This window comes from Paenibacillus sp. FW101-FHT12H11 (assembly GCF_058790355.1).
Genome location: NZ_JBYTCO010000013.1, coordinates 84784 through 100775 on the forward strand (window position 1 = coordinate 84784; position 15992 = coordinate 100775).

Annotated in this window: 15 protein-coding genes; 12 read left to right on the forward strand and 3 right to left on the reverse strand. The window is 40.6% G+C overall.

From position 1 onward, the window contains the following. Positions 1–269: 269 nt before the first annotated feature. A complete protein-coding gene (locus tag AC3WTJ_RS33450; protein WP_492525585.1) occupies positions 270–1244 on the reverse strand; it encodes a cation diffusion facilitator family transporter in 975 nt (324 codons plus the stop codon). Positions 1245–1508: 264 nt separating this feature from the next. On the opposite strand from AC3WTJ_RS33450, the gene AC3WTJ_RS33455 reads away from it, so the two are divergent. The 3 genes from AC3WTJ_RS33455 to AC3WTJ_RS33465 are packed head-to-tail and all read left to right on the forward strand — an operon-like array spanning position 1509 to position 3189. Further along, entirely contained in the window at positions 1509–1874 is a 366-nt protein-coding gene (locus AC3WTJ_RS33455; protein WP_157317614.1) for an ArsR/SmtB family transcription factor, read from the forward strand. A gap of 18 nt (positions 1875–1892) precedes the next feature. Continuing rightward, positions 1893–2345 (forward strand): BlaI/MecI/CopY family transcriptional regulator, encoded by a 453-nt coding sequence (locus AC3WTJ_RS33460; RefSeq protein ID WP_492525587.1) that lies wholly within the window; start codon positions 1893–1895, stop codon positions 2343–2345. After that, the gene (locus tag AC3WTJ_RS33465; RefSeq protein ID WP_492525589.1) at positions 2323–3189 is read left to right on the forward strand and encodes a M56 family metallopeptidase; all 867 of its coding nucleotides are present in this window, start codon (positions 2323–2325) and stop codon (positions 3187–3189) included. Before AC3WTJ_RS33460 ends, AC3WTJ_RS33465 begins: the two co-directional genes overlap by 23 nt. A 52-nt stretch (positions 3190–3241) precedes the next feature. Here AC3WTJ_RS33465 and AC3WTJ_RS33470 read toward each other — a convergent pair whose 3' ends face one another. Further along, a complete protein-coding gene (locus tag AC3WTJ_RS33470) occupies positions 3242–4399 on the reverse strand; it encodes a cation:proton antiporter (protein ID WP_492525873.1) in 1158 nt (385 codons plus the stop codon). Positions 4400–4830: 431 nt separating this feature from the next. Between AC3WTJ_RS33470 and AC3WTJ_RS33475 the strand changes: the two genes are divergently transcribed. The 4 genes from AC3WTJ_RS33475 (at position 4831) to AC3WTJ_RS33490 (ending at position 9230) form a co-directional block, all read left to right on the forward strand. Next, the gene (locus AC3WTJ_RS33475) at positions 4831–5676 is read left to right on the forward strand and encodes a cytochrome c oxidase assembly protein (RefSeq protein ID WP_492525875.1); all 846 of its coding nucleotides are present in this window, start codon (positions 4831–4833) and stop codon (positions 5674–5676) included. A gap of 441 nt (positions 5677–6117) precedes the next feature. Then, a complete protein-coding gene (locus AC3WTJ_RS33480) occupies positions 6118–7509 on the forward strand; it encodes a LysM peptidoglycan-binding domain-containing M23 family metallopeptidase (RefSeq protein WP_492525591.1) in 1392 nt (463 codons plus the stop codon). 29 nt (positions 7510–7538) lie between these two features. Then, the gene (locus AC3WTJ_RS33485; RefSeq protein WP_492525593.1) at positions 7539–8141 is read left to right on the forward strand and encodes a copper resistance CopC family protein; all 603 of its coding nucleotides are present in this window, start codon (positions 7539–7541) and stop codon (positions 8139–8141) included. Continuing rightward, on the forward strand, positions 8142–9230 hold the full coding sequence (locus AC3WTJ_RS33490) for a copper resistance D family protein (RefSeq protein ID WP_492525595.1): 1089 nt from the start codon (positions 8142–8144) through the stop codon (positions 9228–9230). 340 nt (positions 9231–9570) lie between these two features. On the opposite strand, the gene AC3WTJ_RS33495 is transcribed toward AC3WTJ_RS33490, so the two are convergent. Next, a complete protein-coding gene (locus AC3WTJ_RS33495) occupies positions 9571–10662 on the reverse strand; it encodes a copper resistance D family protein (protein WP_492525597.1) in 1092 nt (363 codons plus the stop codon). 253 nt (positions 10663–10915) lie between these two features. On the opposite strand from AC3WTJ_RS33495, the gene AC3WTJ_RS33500 reads away from it, so the two are divergent. The 5 genes from AC3WTJ_RS33500 to AC3WTJ_RS33520 all read left to right on the forward strand — a co-directional run bounded on the left by AC3WTJ_RS33500 (position 10916) and on the right by AC3WTJ_RS33520 (position 15984). Beyond that, positions 10916–12079, forward strand: coding sequence for a YhgE/Pip domain-containing protein (locus AC3WTJ_RS33500; RefSeq protein WP_492525599.1), 1164 nt, complete (start codon positions 10916–10918; stop codon positions 12077–12079). Between the two features lie 26 nt (positions 12080–12105). Then, positions 12106–12702, forward strand: a complete 597-nt coding sequence (locus tag AC3WTJ_RS33505; RefSeq protein WP_407870644.1) for a TetR/AcrR family transcriptional regulator — start codon at positions 12106–12108, stop codon at positions 12700–12702. Positions 12703–12708: 6 nt separating this feature from the next. Then, complete coding sequence (locus tag AC3WTJ_RS33510) at positions 12709–13668, forward strand: PfkB family carbohydrate kinase (protein ID WP_492525601.1); 960 nt, start codon at positions 12709–12711, stop codon at positions 13666–13668. Between the two features lie 349 nt (positions 13669–14017). Further along, positions 14018–14728 (forward strand): CpaB family protein, encoded by a 711-nt coding sequence (locus AC3WTJ_RS33515; protein WP_127458335.1) that lies wholly within the window; start codon positions 14018–14020, stop codon positions 14726–14728. A 20-nt stretch (positions 14729–14748) separates the two neighbouring features. Beyond that, entirely contained in the window at positions 14749–15984 is a 1236-nt protein-coding gene (locus tag AC3WTJ_RS33520; protein WP_492525603.1) for a CpaE/TadZ family protein, read from the forward strand. Positions 15985–15992: the final 8 nt, after the last annotated feature.

Here is a 15992-nt window from a genome sequence, read left to right on the forward strand (position 1 = left end):
ACTAGCGCTGCTGTTTAGTATAGTCGAGTTAATCACTAACGGTACATTAATAATGAGTTATACGATCTCGAGAGTGATCGTTCTACCGACCATTGGAATTATAATTTTTAGCAACCGATGGGACTCGAGAGAAAAGAGATATGAAAAGCTAGTAAACAGCGTGAAAGGGTCCTTAAAAAAACCGCCTATATATTTAAAACAGTCCTAAAAATATACGTAAGAAAAAGAGTCGCTGTTAATAAATAAACAATGACTCTTTTTCTATCATTTTATATTTTGCATTCAGCATGTTGCACATTAGATGTTTCAATTTGAAAGGTTGTATGCTGTATTATAAATTTCTTTTCTATTTCATGAATGGCTGCCTGTAGAATAATCTGACTGTCTTTTGAATCATCGATTAAAATATGACAACTTAAAGAGTCGAGACCTGATGTAATTGTCCATACATGCATATCGTGAACGTTAATAACTCCATCAATACTCTCCAGTGTCTTTTTAACTAGATCGATATCAATTGTTACAGGTGTGCCCTCCATAAGTATGTGTATAGCTGTGCGAATAACTCCCCATGCGCTTTTGAGGATAAGAACAGAGACGATTACACTGATAATAGGATCGGCAATATACCAGTCGAAGAAAAGCATTAATAGTCCTGCAATAATAGCTCCAACTGAGCCTAGGGCATCTCCAATAACATGTAAATAAGCGCTCCGAACATTGATGTTGTCCTTCACATCACTTTGTCTCATCAATGCCCAAACGCTCAACAGATTGGCTAGGAGCCCAACTAAGGCAATTAATATCATAGATCCACTAGAAACAGTAGGTGGATCAAAGAACCGCGCTATGGCCTCTTTTATAATAAAAGCAGCTATGATGAATAAGGCTAATCCATTGAACAGCGCGGCCAAAATTTCAAACCTGTAATAGCCGAACGATTTTCGCGGAGAAGCTGGTCGGTTTGCGAACCACATTGCTACTAAGCTTAATGCCAAGGATACGGCATCGCTTAACATATGTCCTGAGTCAGAAAGAAGAGCTAAACTATTTGTAATTAAGCCTCCGAAAAACTCCACGAACATGATACCACTTGTAATAATGAGAGCAATAGCTAATCCCTTTTTGTTATTTGGTGCATGACTATGCCCAAGTCCATGCCCATGATTGTGGTCATGATGGCTGTGTTCATGATCAGGATGGTTATGTCCCTGTTCATCATGTGTGTGACTATGATTGTGCATCTAAACCCCTCCTACAACATATGATCAAGTGTTCATATGTTATTATATTTGAAAAAAATTTAAATGGCAATAATATGGAGAGATCTTGGTCAATAGTATTTCCAATTTCTCAATATACATAAGACTATTGTTTCGGGGCTAACATAGCTCTGTAACATTTAATTTTGAAGGACCGTTATAGAGCGGTAATACTAAGAGTTTTCTGTTATAATGAGTGTAAATCGTAAGTTTTATCATCAGAAAGTGAGAATATTTATGGAAGATATGTTGCCTAAAACCGTACAAGATCAATGTGATGACACTTGTAATGGAACTTCAAATATTGATGTCTTAAAAGATCAATTAATAAATGATCAAACTGTTAATGGGTTAGCTGAAGTGTTTAAAGCACTCGGGGATCCCACCAGATTAAAAATCATTCATACCCTATTGAATAAAGAGTTATGTGTTCACGATATTGTGCAAATTTTAGGAATGGGCCAGTCCGCGGTATCACATCAACTCAGATATCTACGAAATCTTAGAATTGTTAAACGCCGTAAAGTTGGAAAGACCGTTTATTATTCCTTGGATGATGAACATATTGAGCAAATTTTTGTGCAGATGCTTCAGCACGTGAAACACAACTAAAGGGGAATAATAAGGTAAATGAAAAAAATAGGATATCGCATGCAAGAAGAGGGAGTTAATCGTTTTCTGGGATCACTGGAAACTTTGATTATGGAGTTAATGTGGGATTCAGGAGACTGGTTAAATGTGCAGCAGCTTCGTGAAAGTCTGAAGTCAGAACATGACTACTCTGTAACAACAATCATGACGGTATTAAATAGATTATCCGAAAAAGGAATCTTGGTAAAGCAGGCTTCAGGGCGAGGGCGTAATAAGCTTGCTCAATTTAAGGTTGTTACTACCAGAGAAGATTTCATTTTGGAGCAAACTAGAAATGTCACTGAGGGGCTTATTAAAGATTTTGGGGAAGTCGTTGTTGCCCATATGATCGATGTTATGGAAGAAGTAGACCCGCATTTATTGAAGAAAGTAGAACAAATGCTCCAAGAGGCAAAAATGAGGAATAGTGATGAAGAAAATAAATCAAGCTAATCTTGTATTTGCATTGTATTCTATTATTACATCAGCGTTGTTTGTTTTGTTGATTTGGTCACTGTGTCATCAACTCAAGGATATTAGTTGGATACCTAATGTAACTCATATCTTGATAAACTTTTGGCACGACTTTCGCTTTAGACACTCTGTTGGGGAGTCTTTGTTAACAGTAGTTTTCTTATATACCTTTATCACTCTGATGTTCATTGTAATAAAGGATATGTATAAGCATTACATATGGAATGATTTTATCAAGCATCAAACAGAAAAAGCGCTAACTAAGCAATTGAACCATAAGTATAGCGATTTTGGCTTTCCAATTTTGGTTGTTGTTGATAAGGAACCTTTTGCTCTAACGTCTGGTATTTTGAAGCAACAGATTGTTATCTCAACCAGACTTATAGAATCATTATCAGAAAACGAAACAAAGGCTGTTCTTGCTCATGAAGCTTATCATTGTCTCAACGGACATCCCTTTAAGAAATGGGTTTTGAGGCGTTTAGCTCAAGTAATGAGATATTTCCCAATACTAAAGGGATTATCTTTTTATTACTCTATATGGATTGAGCTTCTGGCAGATCGATATGCGATAGAGCTTATGAGGAATAAAACATATCTTGCATCAGCCATTGTGAAAATGATTAATCATTCAGAGTCTCGTAGAACAAGAAATTCAGTTGTAGCAGCTGATTTTGCGAATACTGCAATAAACTATCGTTTAAAACAAATATTAGACCTTCAAGAGAATCTTCATGTTGTATACTTTTCTAAAAGGGCTTTCTGGTCATCCATAACGGTTGGAGCAGTTTTCACATCTATCGTAATTTATAGCTGTATCTAAAACGTGGAGATAATCCACGTTTTTTATTTACGAAAAACAAAGAGGCTCCTAGTCATTGGGAGCCTCTTTTTGCAGCTGTATCGCTGAAAAAAAATTTAAGCATTGGCGGAGCAAACAAAGTCGTTAAAATGACCGTAATGATAACAGAAGTAAAGTATTCATTGGGAATTAGTTTTGCTTGTAAACCTGCTGAAGCAATGATTAGAGCTACTTCTCCACGCGAGATCATTCCTGATCCAACTGCGAGGGAAGAACGGTTATTCATTCCGGTTAATCTTGCTCCTAAAGCCCCGCCAATTAGTTTAGTAAGAACCGCTACGACCGTTAATATAATAATAAAACCAATTTGATTGCCAATACCTTTGAACGACACATTTAATCCAATGCTGACGAAGAATACAGGGACAAATAAAGAGTAAGCTATTGGTTCAATTTTTGATTCGACCGTATGCTTAAATGACGTTTGGGAAATAGAAATACCAGCAGCAAAAGCACCTATAATTGCAGCCATCCCCATTAAGTCAGCAAAGTAGGTGAATGCAAAGCAAACCACTAGAGCCATCGTAATGACTGGTTCAGTGACCGTTATCCTTTTAAGTAATTTCAAGAATCTTGGAACAACAAACCATCCAACGATGACCGTAGTGATAAAGAAAATGATCTTTTTGCTAATTAACATTCCTAGCGAAATATCTGTTCCAGTACCTAAAAAACTCATCATGACTGCAAGAAGGATGACAACTAACACATCATCAACGACGGCAGCGCCGAGGATCGTTGTACCCTCACGTGAGTTAAGCTTGTTTAAGTCCTTTAGTACCTGTACCGAAATGCTAACTGAGGTTGCACTAAAAACAACTCCCATAAAGAGCGAATAATTATCATTCAGTCCAAAGGCTTCGGCTGCGCCGTAACCGCCTAAAAAAGGCAATATAATTCCGCCAACTGCGACAGCGAAAGCCGATTTCCAAGTTCGCTTTAATTGTTCTAAATCTGTCTCTAGTCCTGCAATAAACATAAGTAAAATAACTCCAATTTCCGCAAAGTAATGAATGAATTCATTACTTTCTATCCAGCCCAAAAAAGCTGGACCGATGATAATACCAATGAGGAGTTTTCCAAGGACAGAGGGTTGCCCCAACAATGTTGCAATATGTCCGAAAATCTTTGTGAGTAATAAAATTAACAATAAATATAAGATGAAATCCAATTTAAACTGCACCTCATAACCGTACATCATCCGGATAGATGCCGATAGAATATCGAATTCGTACAATTAATATAACCCACTTTAATTGTTATTAAAATAACGTTTTTAACATCCGTAAAGCCGTCATTTTTGATTTTGAAGCTGTGGTTAATCCCTATGGATTAAGTATAGAATTAATCTTCTTAGAATCAAAAATAGAGGCCTATTGAACTCTAGCTTAGAACGTTATCCTGATAAGCAGAGAGCAGCCCGTCACGCGGCAACCTCTCTCTTTGTTTAAGTAAAGAAGGATAGTTCGTTGGGTTTTTCTTTCACTAAAAGTGAACATATTAGCACATATTCATTTATCAGGTTGACAGAGGTATCTGGGTATCTTACAGTTAAAACGATGATGCGTAGTTTTTTAAAATAATGAGGTGTGACGAGTGGAAATGAGCAGCACGATATCATTATTGGATGGTTGGGAACTAGATGTATGGATCCCAGTATTTATGGTCATAGCCATCTACTTGCTCATAACAGGGCAATACTATGTGAATTTTAAGGAAGGCATGAAAGTCTCAAAAAGACAAAGATTTTATTTTCTCGCAGGGGTAATGATAGGTGGAATAGCACTTGGTAGTCCAATAAGTATGCTCGCACATCATAATATGTTTAGCGCACACATGCTTCAACAGTCATTGCTATATTTTGTTGTTCCACCCCTGTTATGGATTGGAATTCCTACGTGGTTATTTCGAGTAATATTTCCCGAAAAAGTAAGGAAATCAGTTCTACCGCTAATAACCAATCCATTAGTATCTGTTTTACTATTTAATGCATTTTTGTCGTTTTATCACTTTCCGATTATATACGATAAGATCATGTCAGGCGAACAACCTTTCATTATGTTCCTATCACACTGTATTCTTTTCATTTCTGCAATGCTGATGTGGTTTGCTATCACTTGCCCTGAACCTGGCCTAGATCGTTTAAATCATTTGAAAAAGATTGGTTATGTTGTTTTGAATGGTTTGTTGTTATATCCAGCTTGTGCCCTCATCATTTTTGCGGACGATCTCATTTATCGTTCTACTCAGGAGTCTCATCAAATCTTCACATTTCTAACGCCAATGGCAGATCAGCAAGCTGGTGGGGTTATTATGAAGATTTTTCAAGAAGGGGCCTTTGCAGTTGCAATCGGCGTAATCATTTCTAATTGGTATCGTGTAGAGCGGCATGAGGAAATTGATGTTCAAAACGAAAACATTCAGGATCAAGTCACGACGTTAAAATGAGTAAAATTCATCCAAGGTGATACAGTCATAAATCACACCTCCATAGTGCCCGTGCGGTACGGACAAGATAATATACGTAGATAGAGCCAAGGATATGCGAAGGAGTAGAAAGTTAAATAAACAATGAAAGGGGAATATAAATGCTTTTTCATTTTCATGGGATCTTAGATGGGAGAAAAATAAGAAACAGTGCCATGACTATTCTGGGACTACTGCTTGTTATTTTTACTTTAGATATGATAATTGGATTTTCTACGATCCAAAGAGTCTATGCATACGTCGTACCGTTTTCCTTACATGTATTAATTTCTCTCTTTTTGAAAGGGAAAGAATCGTGGCTTTTGGGTGGAATGTTAGGAACACTTATTTCTATGGTTATCTTGGTCATATATTTTATAATTTCATAAAAATACACACATGTTGAAATAATGGGAGGTTGTTGTGAAAAGTAGCCGCACGTTGATACTAACACTGCTCATAATGATACTTGTCTCCGCTAGCATAATTTATATACAAAGGAATATGGTAAGTCGCTTTGAGGTTTATATAGATAAAACAATGATTGGATCAATTAGCAAGCCTGAAATTGTAGAAGAATGGTTAGAACATAAAGAGCAAAACTTGTCCTTACAATACCCAAATGCAAACATGAAAGTGGACGTAGGGGAAATAAGTTATAGGCAGAAAAAAATGTGGAATAGGAATCTTGATAATCGTATTTTGCTTAACGAACTTGAAAAAAGAGCTGTGTCAATGGCCTTCGGGGTCGAGTTATTAATCGATGGGAATAGCATTGCCATTGTACGAGACATTGAAGAAGCTACAAACATACTTGATGGAATAAAAAGCAAATATAAATCGACAGAGATCTCAGACAAGGATGTTAATTCTCTCTCGTTTAAGGGAAGTGGGGATGCGACAGGAAAGCCGCAAGAGGAGTCTTTAGAGTTCGTCCAAAATGTGACAGTAAGAGAGAAACTAACTACCCCGGATCAAATCTCGGACAAGGAAAAGGTATTATCTGAACTGCAATCAGGAGGTGTAGAATCTGATCGGTATACCGTTCAGGAAGGGGATTGTGTTTCGTGTATCTCCAAAAAACTGAATGTTTCTCTTGATCTTATTTATAAGAATAACCCTTGGATTGAAAATGATTTTATCAATGTGGGCGATGTATTGGATTTAAAAGAATTAAAGCCACTTCTTTCTGTAAAGACAGTAGAACGGAGAACGGACAACTTGGTAATTCCTCGTGGCATTAAATATGAAAATGATTCTACAATGAGAATGGGGCAATCTAAAGTTGTTCAAGAGGGTAAAGACGGGGTAAAACAAGTTACGTATCGGATTATAAAGGTTAATGGACAGCTCGTGGAAGAGACTCCCTTTCAGGAGATCCTTATTGAGAAAGCCTCAGATAAAATTATCATCCAGGGTACTAAAGTGATTCCAGGTATAGGCAGTGGTACTTTTGCATGGCCGATTGTATCTCCGACGCTAACAAGTGAATTCGGGAAGCGGTGGGGCAAGCTCCATGCGGGAACGGACGCCGTTTCTTCTAATCATTCTATTCTGGCCTCTGATAACGGTAAAATTGTATTTGCTGGAACAAAATCAGGCTATGGAAAATGTATCATTATCGATCACCAAAACGGATATAAAACGTTATATGCTCATTTAAGTGATATTCAAGTTAAAGTAGGACAAACCGTAGAGAAAGGCGAAAAAATTGGTGTTATGGGAAGTACGGGGAATTCAACAGGGGTACACTTACATTATGAGATTCATAAAGATGGTGCCCAACAAAATCCACTGAAATATTTAAACAGATAACAGAAAAATGAAGTATTTGGAGGATATAAATGATAATCGCTAAAAATAAAGTGTTTTCTAAATTTACAATTGTTACTGTAGGTTTGTTGCTCTGTCTAATAATATTTCTTACTAAACCTGCATTTGCTCATACTGGATTAGAGAGTTCCAATCCTAAAGCAGGAGCAGAAATTACCGAGGCTCTGCAAGAAATTAGTTTAACATTTGAAGGTAAGCTTGAGAATTTGAGTACATTTAAATTGTTTGATAGTAATAAACAAGAGATTAAGGCGAATGTTACTCTTAAAGAGAAACTCATGACAGGGAAGTTGAGCCAACCGCTGTCTAACGGTAGTTACGAGGTACAATGGACAATTGTTGGTGAGGATGGACACCCGATTCAAGGTAAGTATACTTTTACTGTGAAAATTGCGGCAGATAAACAGACTCAGCCTGAGGTAACCGTCACACCCGCAACCTCTGCGACAGTCGAGCCTTCAACACCGCCTTCAAGCACGCCCGTCTCAGTCAAGGCATCGGAGTCTGAAACTACAACTGAAGCAGCCACTTCAAATAACTACTGGGTCTGGATTGTAGGTGGAGCAATTCTGGTTACTCTTGTGGTTCTGTCGATTACTAGGAGGAAAAAGTAATTGATTTATATTTTATCAGAGGCTCTGCTCTACATATGCTTTGCTATTCTAACAGGGGCAAGTATACTTGCTCTTGTTCCAGAGAATAAAAAGCCGAGATATTACATATCAGACAATGTACTAACTTGGATTCTACTGGGAATTGTTGTTTTGTCATCGCTTCAAATCATAAAGCTCATAATCTTCTATAAAAAGGCTCTAGATTACGAACTAACTTATCTCACTTTTACGGTTTTGAGTGATTATAATGTAGGTAAAGCTTGGTTCGTTACCGTCATTATTGCAATGGCAATCATTTATTGTCTTGGCTTAAAGCAAGATTCTAAATTTATGAGATATAAATGGGGTGCAATACCCGTATTAACAGGTATTTTGTTAATCACTTTCGGATATGCCAGTCACTCAGCTTCTATCTATGGTTGGACTGGTTTTGCTGCACATACGACTCATTTTATCGCTGCAATGGTTTGGATTGGTGTGATGATCGTAATCGGGTGGTGTACGATCGAAATCCGTAATTGGAAAACATTCTTAAAGTGGTTTACACCGGTGGCTATCGTTTGTGTACTAGTGACAATTGTGGCTGGTCTGTTGTTAATGAGTAAACTCTCGCCACAGTATGTAAGTTCCTGGATTACTTCGTATGGTCAAGCGATGTTGATCAAACACTTGTTGATAGTTCCAATTATTGCTTTAGCTTTTATTAATGGGTTCTTATTGCGCAAAGGAACTGCCGGAACGTTGTCTTGGCTAAAGGTAGAAAGTATTGTTGTTATCTTATTGCTAGCGGTAACAGCATTTATGGGACAGCAAGCACCTCCTCATGATGATCTTAAAGAGTTACTTGCCGAGGAACCGCCATCGTCCTTGTTTATGGCTATAACTGGTTACAGCTTAAAACAAGGAATAGAACTACAAATCGTCCCGAACTTAGTTAGTCTATGTCTTGTCGCTATTGCAGTAATCTCTTTAACTGCCGGGTTATTATGGGGATGGAAAAAGAAAGATCCAAAGTGGTCCTTAGTCTCAGCACTGCTTTTTGTTGGTTGTGGATATATGGCTCTTATGAATGCTATTGTTACGAGTTAAATAATAAAGGAGTGAGAATGAACGGGATTGTAGGCTGCTTGCGGATAACTATAATTAGAAGCAAAAAAGTTAGTGTTGATAAATAAAAAAGACCATCCATATTCATATTTGGTAGGTCTTTTTTGTGCTGCAGTCAGCTATTCCGTTGATTGTGGTTAAACAAAGTACTTGTTCGCTATGTAAGCATAAACAATGTAACCTAAGATGGAAAGGACTATACAGAAAATTCCTAAAGCGGTTTTACGCTGAAATAAAAGTAAAAAGCCGGCACTGAATGCTGATCCGATAACAATCATAGAAATAAAAGTTAGAACACCCAATGAGATCTATCTCCTTATTTTTATTTAACACTTACCATTACAGCCACGTATGTCACTGCCGCAAGAATTGTACCCAGAGAGATAACAGGGAGCGAAGCTCTTTGTCTTTTAATAAATAGGAAAAGCATTGCGAAAATTAACAGAATGGCTAGAAGCAGGAGTACTACACTCCATAAATTAACTCCCATTTTAACAATAAAATCAAAAGGTAGTGGGTGGAACATGGTAAACAAACTAGATGGTTGTGTCAGCTTAATTGTATTTTCAATGCTTAATTCATGAGGAGGATTCTGTTGTCCCATTACGGATGTAGCGGCTAAAACAAGAATTGCCGAGATGCTCTCAATTCTCAGCCAAGGCTTGGGATCGTAATTAGGATTAAGATTAAATTTGCGCTTCGTAAGGAAGCCATTCATAAAGGCTATTACGAAAAGAGGAATGATTAATACATGTTTAATTAACAGTGTTTGTCCGTAAGTTATCAGCCAAGAATTTAAGTACTCAGGAACAATAAATTTCATAAGGATAAGTCCTGCTACAATCGTAATGGCTACACAAACCAAAGCTACAGGGCTGAACCATTTAAAAAAGGCCTTCCAGTGTTCATTGTCTTTCGAGAACCAAGCTACCACAAATAAAACGCCGATCCAAACCGAGACAGCAACGAAGTGCGAGCTATGTGTAATAAATCCTTTAATTGCATAATTAGAAGCACAATGACTAGCCCAGCCGAAAGCACCAATTAAACCAATTGTAAAAATATTACCTATTGCTTCAACTAGAGGTTCTCTTTTTTTTCCACGTAGCATCCGAATAAAAATTAAAGCCATGGAGAAAAAGAGCGTATACAGCCAGGCGTTGCCTAATTTAAAGTCAAGAAGAACACCTTTACCTATGACCCAATAGCTTTCTCCAAAGTCCTTTGAGAAAAAATCGATGATTTTAAACACTGGAGCAAAAGATAGGAGGGCAACTCCACTAATACATACAAGAATTAACCAGTTAGGCACTTCAATTCTTGGGCGCTTATTCGGAGGAACCAGGTTTAAAATTTGTTCCCCAACAATGATACAGAAACAGAGGTATAGTAAAGTCTCAGATATATAAATCATATTCTCCCTTAAAAAACTATGTATAATGTTATTTTATGAATCTATTATAGCGTACTAATATGTTTGGGAATCTATGAAATTAATACGATTTATTGAACTTTGTTGTTTGCTGCTGCTTGTGCGTACAACGAGCACTCTTTGTTGTGCAGGCAGGTGTATAAAGATCCTCATTGACAGACAAAGCCCTCCTCCCTATAATTTAAACAAACGTTTAATTAAAATGATCGTTTAAATTTAAATAGGAGTGGTCATATTGAAACAAGCACTAGGCGCATTTTTTATGCAAGGTACGACGAAAGTAGGAATCATAACAGCCATTATGTTTCAACTGTTATTTAGCTTGATCTGGATGACGGGTTATGCAGGCGTATCTGATAATACGAAGAATTTGAAGATCGCTATCGTCAATGAAGATCAGGGTATGGGAAGTACAGTGGCAAGCAATTTGAAAGCGAATCTGCCTTTTCAAACTGAGCAAATAGACTCAAACGACAAAGCGCAAGAAATGCTGAACAACCGCCAAGTGCAAATGGTTATACACATTTCATCCGATTTCACAAAAAAACTGCAAACACCGGGGCAAACGGCTCCCATTTCGTATACAATTAATGAGTCCAATCCATCTATGATGAAACCCGTGATGCAGGCCGTAGCAGGCAATGTAACGGCAACTGTGAACGGGGAAGCAGTAGCTGCAGGGGCAACTGCCGTGCTTACTCAAATGGCTCCGAAACTGCCGGCTGAACAGGCGGGGCAAATTGCACAAGGGCTGGCGAATAAGGTAACCTCGGATATCCAGAGTACAAATAAAGTTAAAGACATGCCGAATCAAATGCTGCCTATGATGCTTGTGCTTGCTTCAATTGTAGGAACAATGATTATGGGGATGAACTTCAGCGTTTCCACGAATATCCTCGGTGCATCGGTAAGTAAAATGGGCAAATTAGCTGCACGCTTCATGCTCACCGTCATTGCCGCAGTAGTAGTTGGGCTGATCAGCTCGACAATGGTTGTTGCTTTGGGAGGACATGTAGAGAAAGGATTTATGGCATTATGGCTGTTTGAATCCTTATTCTTGCTTACGTTTGCGTTTGTTGCACAAATGTTTTTGACATTGTTTGGGAACGCAGGTATGCTATTTAACATCGCGATGTTATCCTTGCAATTGGTGTCTTCCGGGGCCATCGTGCCAAGGGAGCTTTTGTCGAACTTTTATCATACTTTGAGCAATTATTTCCCGGCCACGTATGCGGTTAACGGTCTGATGAATATTTTGTTCGGCGGTCCTGGTGTAACGAAAGAAGTGAGTTCTTTGCTCCTGATTGCCATTATCGCATTAGCTATTGATTGTGTGGTTGCATCTATTAAAAAAGTAAAAGCAGCACCTGCTACGAGACAAATCTCACAAGCCGCTTAACTTCCATATAAGGAGGGCGCTAAAGAATGGCACACCAAGAATCAGACATGAAGATAAAGATTGTACTCGCTGCAAAAAAATTATTCGCCGAGCATGGTTATGATGCTACAAGCGTTCGTCAAATTTGTGAGGAAGCCGGGGCCAATGTGGCTCTGGTTTCCTATTATTTTGGTGGAAAAGAGAGCGTTTTCCATGAAATTTTCCATCAGTTTTTTCCCTCACATAAGCTTTCTGGCCTTTTTGACATTGAAGACCCTGTAGAAGGAATTAAAGCGATTATCAAAGAAATAATTTTAATCCGAAATAAAGACCCTCAAATGATTAGTCTGATTCAAATGGAAATTATTATGGCATCCCCGCGTATTGAGAAGATACGAGCTCTCGTTTTTCCGGCATGGGAAAGGGTTAGATACTTGTTGGAAAAGGGGAGGCGCGAAGGTTATTTTCACTTCGATTCCTTGGACAGTACGCTAATGTTTGTATTAGGTTCGATCTTTTTCTATAAGCAACGAGACTTCTTTGAGCCGCTTTTTTCGGAGCCGCGACCCGAGACGGGAACGATTATTCAGCAAACAACCACTTATGTGATGAACGCACTAGGTTATCAAAGTAAAGGGGAGTAAGGACTTATGGGTAAAACGTATATTGTGTGTTTGGGTGAGCTTTTAATTGATTTCGTACCTGAAATAAATGGACAAGCTTTGGCCGACGTCACGATCTTCCAGCGGGCGGCGGGCGGAGCACCCGCTAATGTGGCGGCGGCGGTCGCCAAACTAGGCGGCGACGCAAGGTTTATCGGCAAAATCGGCCGAGACCCCTTCGGCGATTTCCTCGTGCGCACGCTTGACGAAGTCGGCGTGCAGACGGCCGTTGTCCAGACCGATGAGGCGAAGACCGGTCTGGCTTTTGTTTCGCTGCGCGCGGACGGTGAGCGCGATTTCTTGTTTTTCCGCGACCCGGCGGCGGACATGCTCCTGCGCGCAGACGAAGTCCAGTCGCAGTGGCTGGAAGACGCAGCGGTCTATCATTTCGGCTCGGTATCCTTGATAGCCGAGCCTTGCCGCACCGCGACGCTGGACGCAGCGCACAGGGCGAAAGATCTTGGCGCACTGGTGTCGTACGACCCCAATGTGCGCCTAGCGCTTTGGCCGAGCGCGGACGCGGCTCGGGCCGAGATCCTTGCGCAGCTTCCGCTTGCGGATGTGGTCAAGGTCAGCGAGGAGGAGATCGAATTCCTCCTCGGCGTGGACGCAACCACTGGGGCGCAGCAGCTGCTGCAGCGCGGACCTAAAGTGATTATCATCACTTTAGGCCCTGAAGGCTGCCGCATTGTGAGCGCGCGGCAGGATGTTGTCATCCCCGGCACGCCGGTGGCAGCCGTGGATACAACAGGCGCCGGCGACAGCTTCGTCGGCGGCATGCTCTTTCAGCTGGCGTCGCTGGGCGCGACGCCTGCGAACATCGTTGACGCGCTCGCTGAAGCTGGCGTCGCTGAGCGCGTTTTTGGCTTTGCCAATCGCGTGGGCGCTATCACCACTACGCGTCGCGGCGCGATTCCTGCGCTTCCAACGCTTGCGGAAGTAGAATGAATTCCGGCGGCTCTATTCTACTATTTCGTATTCTTTCTGTTGTATCTACAGGGAACAACGGCAGGTAGTAGGGTTAGAGAGGGATAGAGCTTGTTTATGCGAAAATCTGAGTCAAAGGGATAGTGGCGGTAGGAGTAGATATGAGGAACCCTCAAGTCTTCGTCCTCCAACATGAGTACAAGGAATGGCTAATCTTTTTGCATGAACGGACGAGATATAGATAGATTTCATTTTTATGTTGAAATATGGAAGATTCTATGCTATTTTTAATGTGCGAAGAACGCAGATTTCGGATGAATGTCCGAGAGCTGCGTTTTTTTGTTTTTTTATAATCGATGGAGGTGAGAGTTTGAATCGCAGGAGAAGCCTGCTTATTGCTGTGGTGGCTGCTGTCACGGCGGCTATGCTCGTGTATGGGGTATACGTGCTGCAAGTTAATCAGGTGGAGATGCAGCAGACGATTCCGGTCGTGGTTCCAAAGGATTTTATCCGTGCGGGAGTCTTAATACGTGAGGACATGGTGGAGCTCCGACCAGTTCAGAAGGGAAGCTACACATCTGGTATGCTGACTAGTTTGAACGAGATTATTGGGCAGGAAACGTTGATACCGCTGGGCACGAAGGAACCTATTTTGAAATGGAAGGTCAACCGTTATCATATGCTTCCGAATGAGCGGCAGGCCACTTTCCAAATGCCTAAAGAATATTTACTGTCTGTGTCTAACGGCATTCGCGCGGGAGATCGTGTTCGTGTGTATGTCTCGGGTACGGAGGACGGCGGTTCACGGAGGCTTTTTGAAGAAAAAGAAATTACGGTTGCTTCTGTAAAATCCTCGGCGAATGTGGAAGTGGACAATCCCAAAAATCCAAATTTGTTATCCAAGGTGGAAGGCGATAAGGAGAAAATGTATGCTTCCCGCTTGGAAGCTAACGGGGCTATTGACCAAATTAACTTGAATTTAACCGAAAACGAATGGCTGGAGATTGATCGTTTATGCAGCTCGAAGAAAGCAAAATTGGTTATTGCTTTCAGTTCCTCTTCCATTTTGACCGGAGAATGAGAGAGAAGGAGGGATGAGGTATGAATATCGGTTTACTTTCAACAGATCAAAGATTAATAGACGAAATTATTCATGTCGTTTATAGAAAACCATTGAACTGGATCATTTCATCAACAGCTGCGGATCTGATCAGCCATTTAGCGGAGTTAATATTTTCACATGTGATTATTTCCGATCGCGAATTGGATTTCGGGGGATTGGAGGAGTTCCTTGAAGGGCTTCAGCAAGCAAAACCTGACTTGAAAATCATTGTTTTGCTCTCCAACTATCATGATGTAACGATCAATGAAAAGTATGTGAAAATGTGCAAACTCATGAGGCTGGACTACATTCAGCCGGGGCGCAGCACCGCAGTCATTGCGGATGACATCCGAGCTTGGGTCGACGGATCCGGGGGAGATCTAAGATACCAACAGCCTGTAGGTAAATTAGTTACATTTATCGGATCCACACCAAATATCGGGACGACCCTGGCCTCTTTTGGTGTGGCTTATTCGCTGGCGGCGGAGACGTCGCAGAAGGTCGGATATGTATGCTTAAATCTAAAAAGCTCTAAGCTCCACCGCTATTTAGGGAGAGACGAAAATGGCTTTACGCTGGATGGCTTGCGTGCGGAGCTAAAAGCTCAAAGTTTGACTCCCGATAGGCTGCTGCTCGTTTCCGATAAACCGAAGGAAGCCCACGGGCTGCATGTCCTCTATGGGAATATGCTGCGCGAGCAAGCAGAGTTCTTTTCGCCATCGGAAATCGTACATTTGCTGCGTGTAGCCCGGAGGGCTTTTGATATTTGCGTCATAGAGGTCAATGCTTATTGGGACAACGCGGCAACCGTTTGCGGGTTATTGGAGGCTGACAGCAAAGTAGTCGTTACGACAGCGGATATTGCTCATTTTCAGGAAGATTTTTCACGGTGGATTAGGCAGGTTGGCTCGGTTTTTGGTTTGCAGCCGGACGGTTTTGAGCTCATGGCCGTTCAGACAGAACGTCATTCGAAGCATAGCGAGTTTACGATTAAAGATATTCGCAAGGAAACTCAGCTGCATTTGATCGGACAGATGGTTAAGCATGGGGACGCGCTTTCTCGCTGTAATCAAGGCAAACTGTTTGACATGTTGACCCCAAGTCATCCGATGTATGAGGAGGTTAAAGCAGTTGCGGCCAAATTGGCCGACCTTTATAAGCTGCCCAGGAAAGAGACTGTACGACAAATTACATGGCTGCAGAAGCTGATGACGGGGAGAAAAACGGCAAGTTAATGACATGG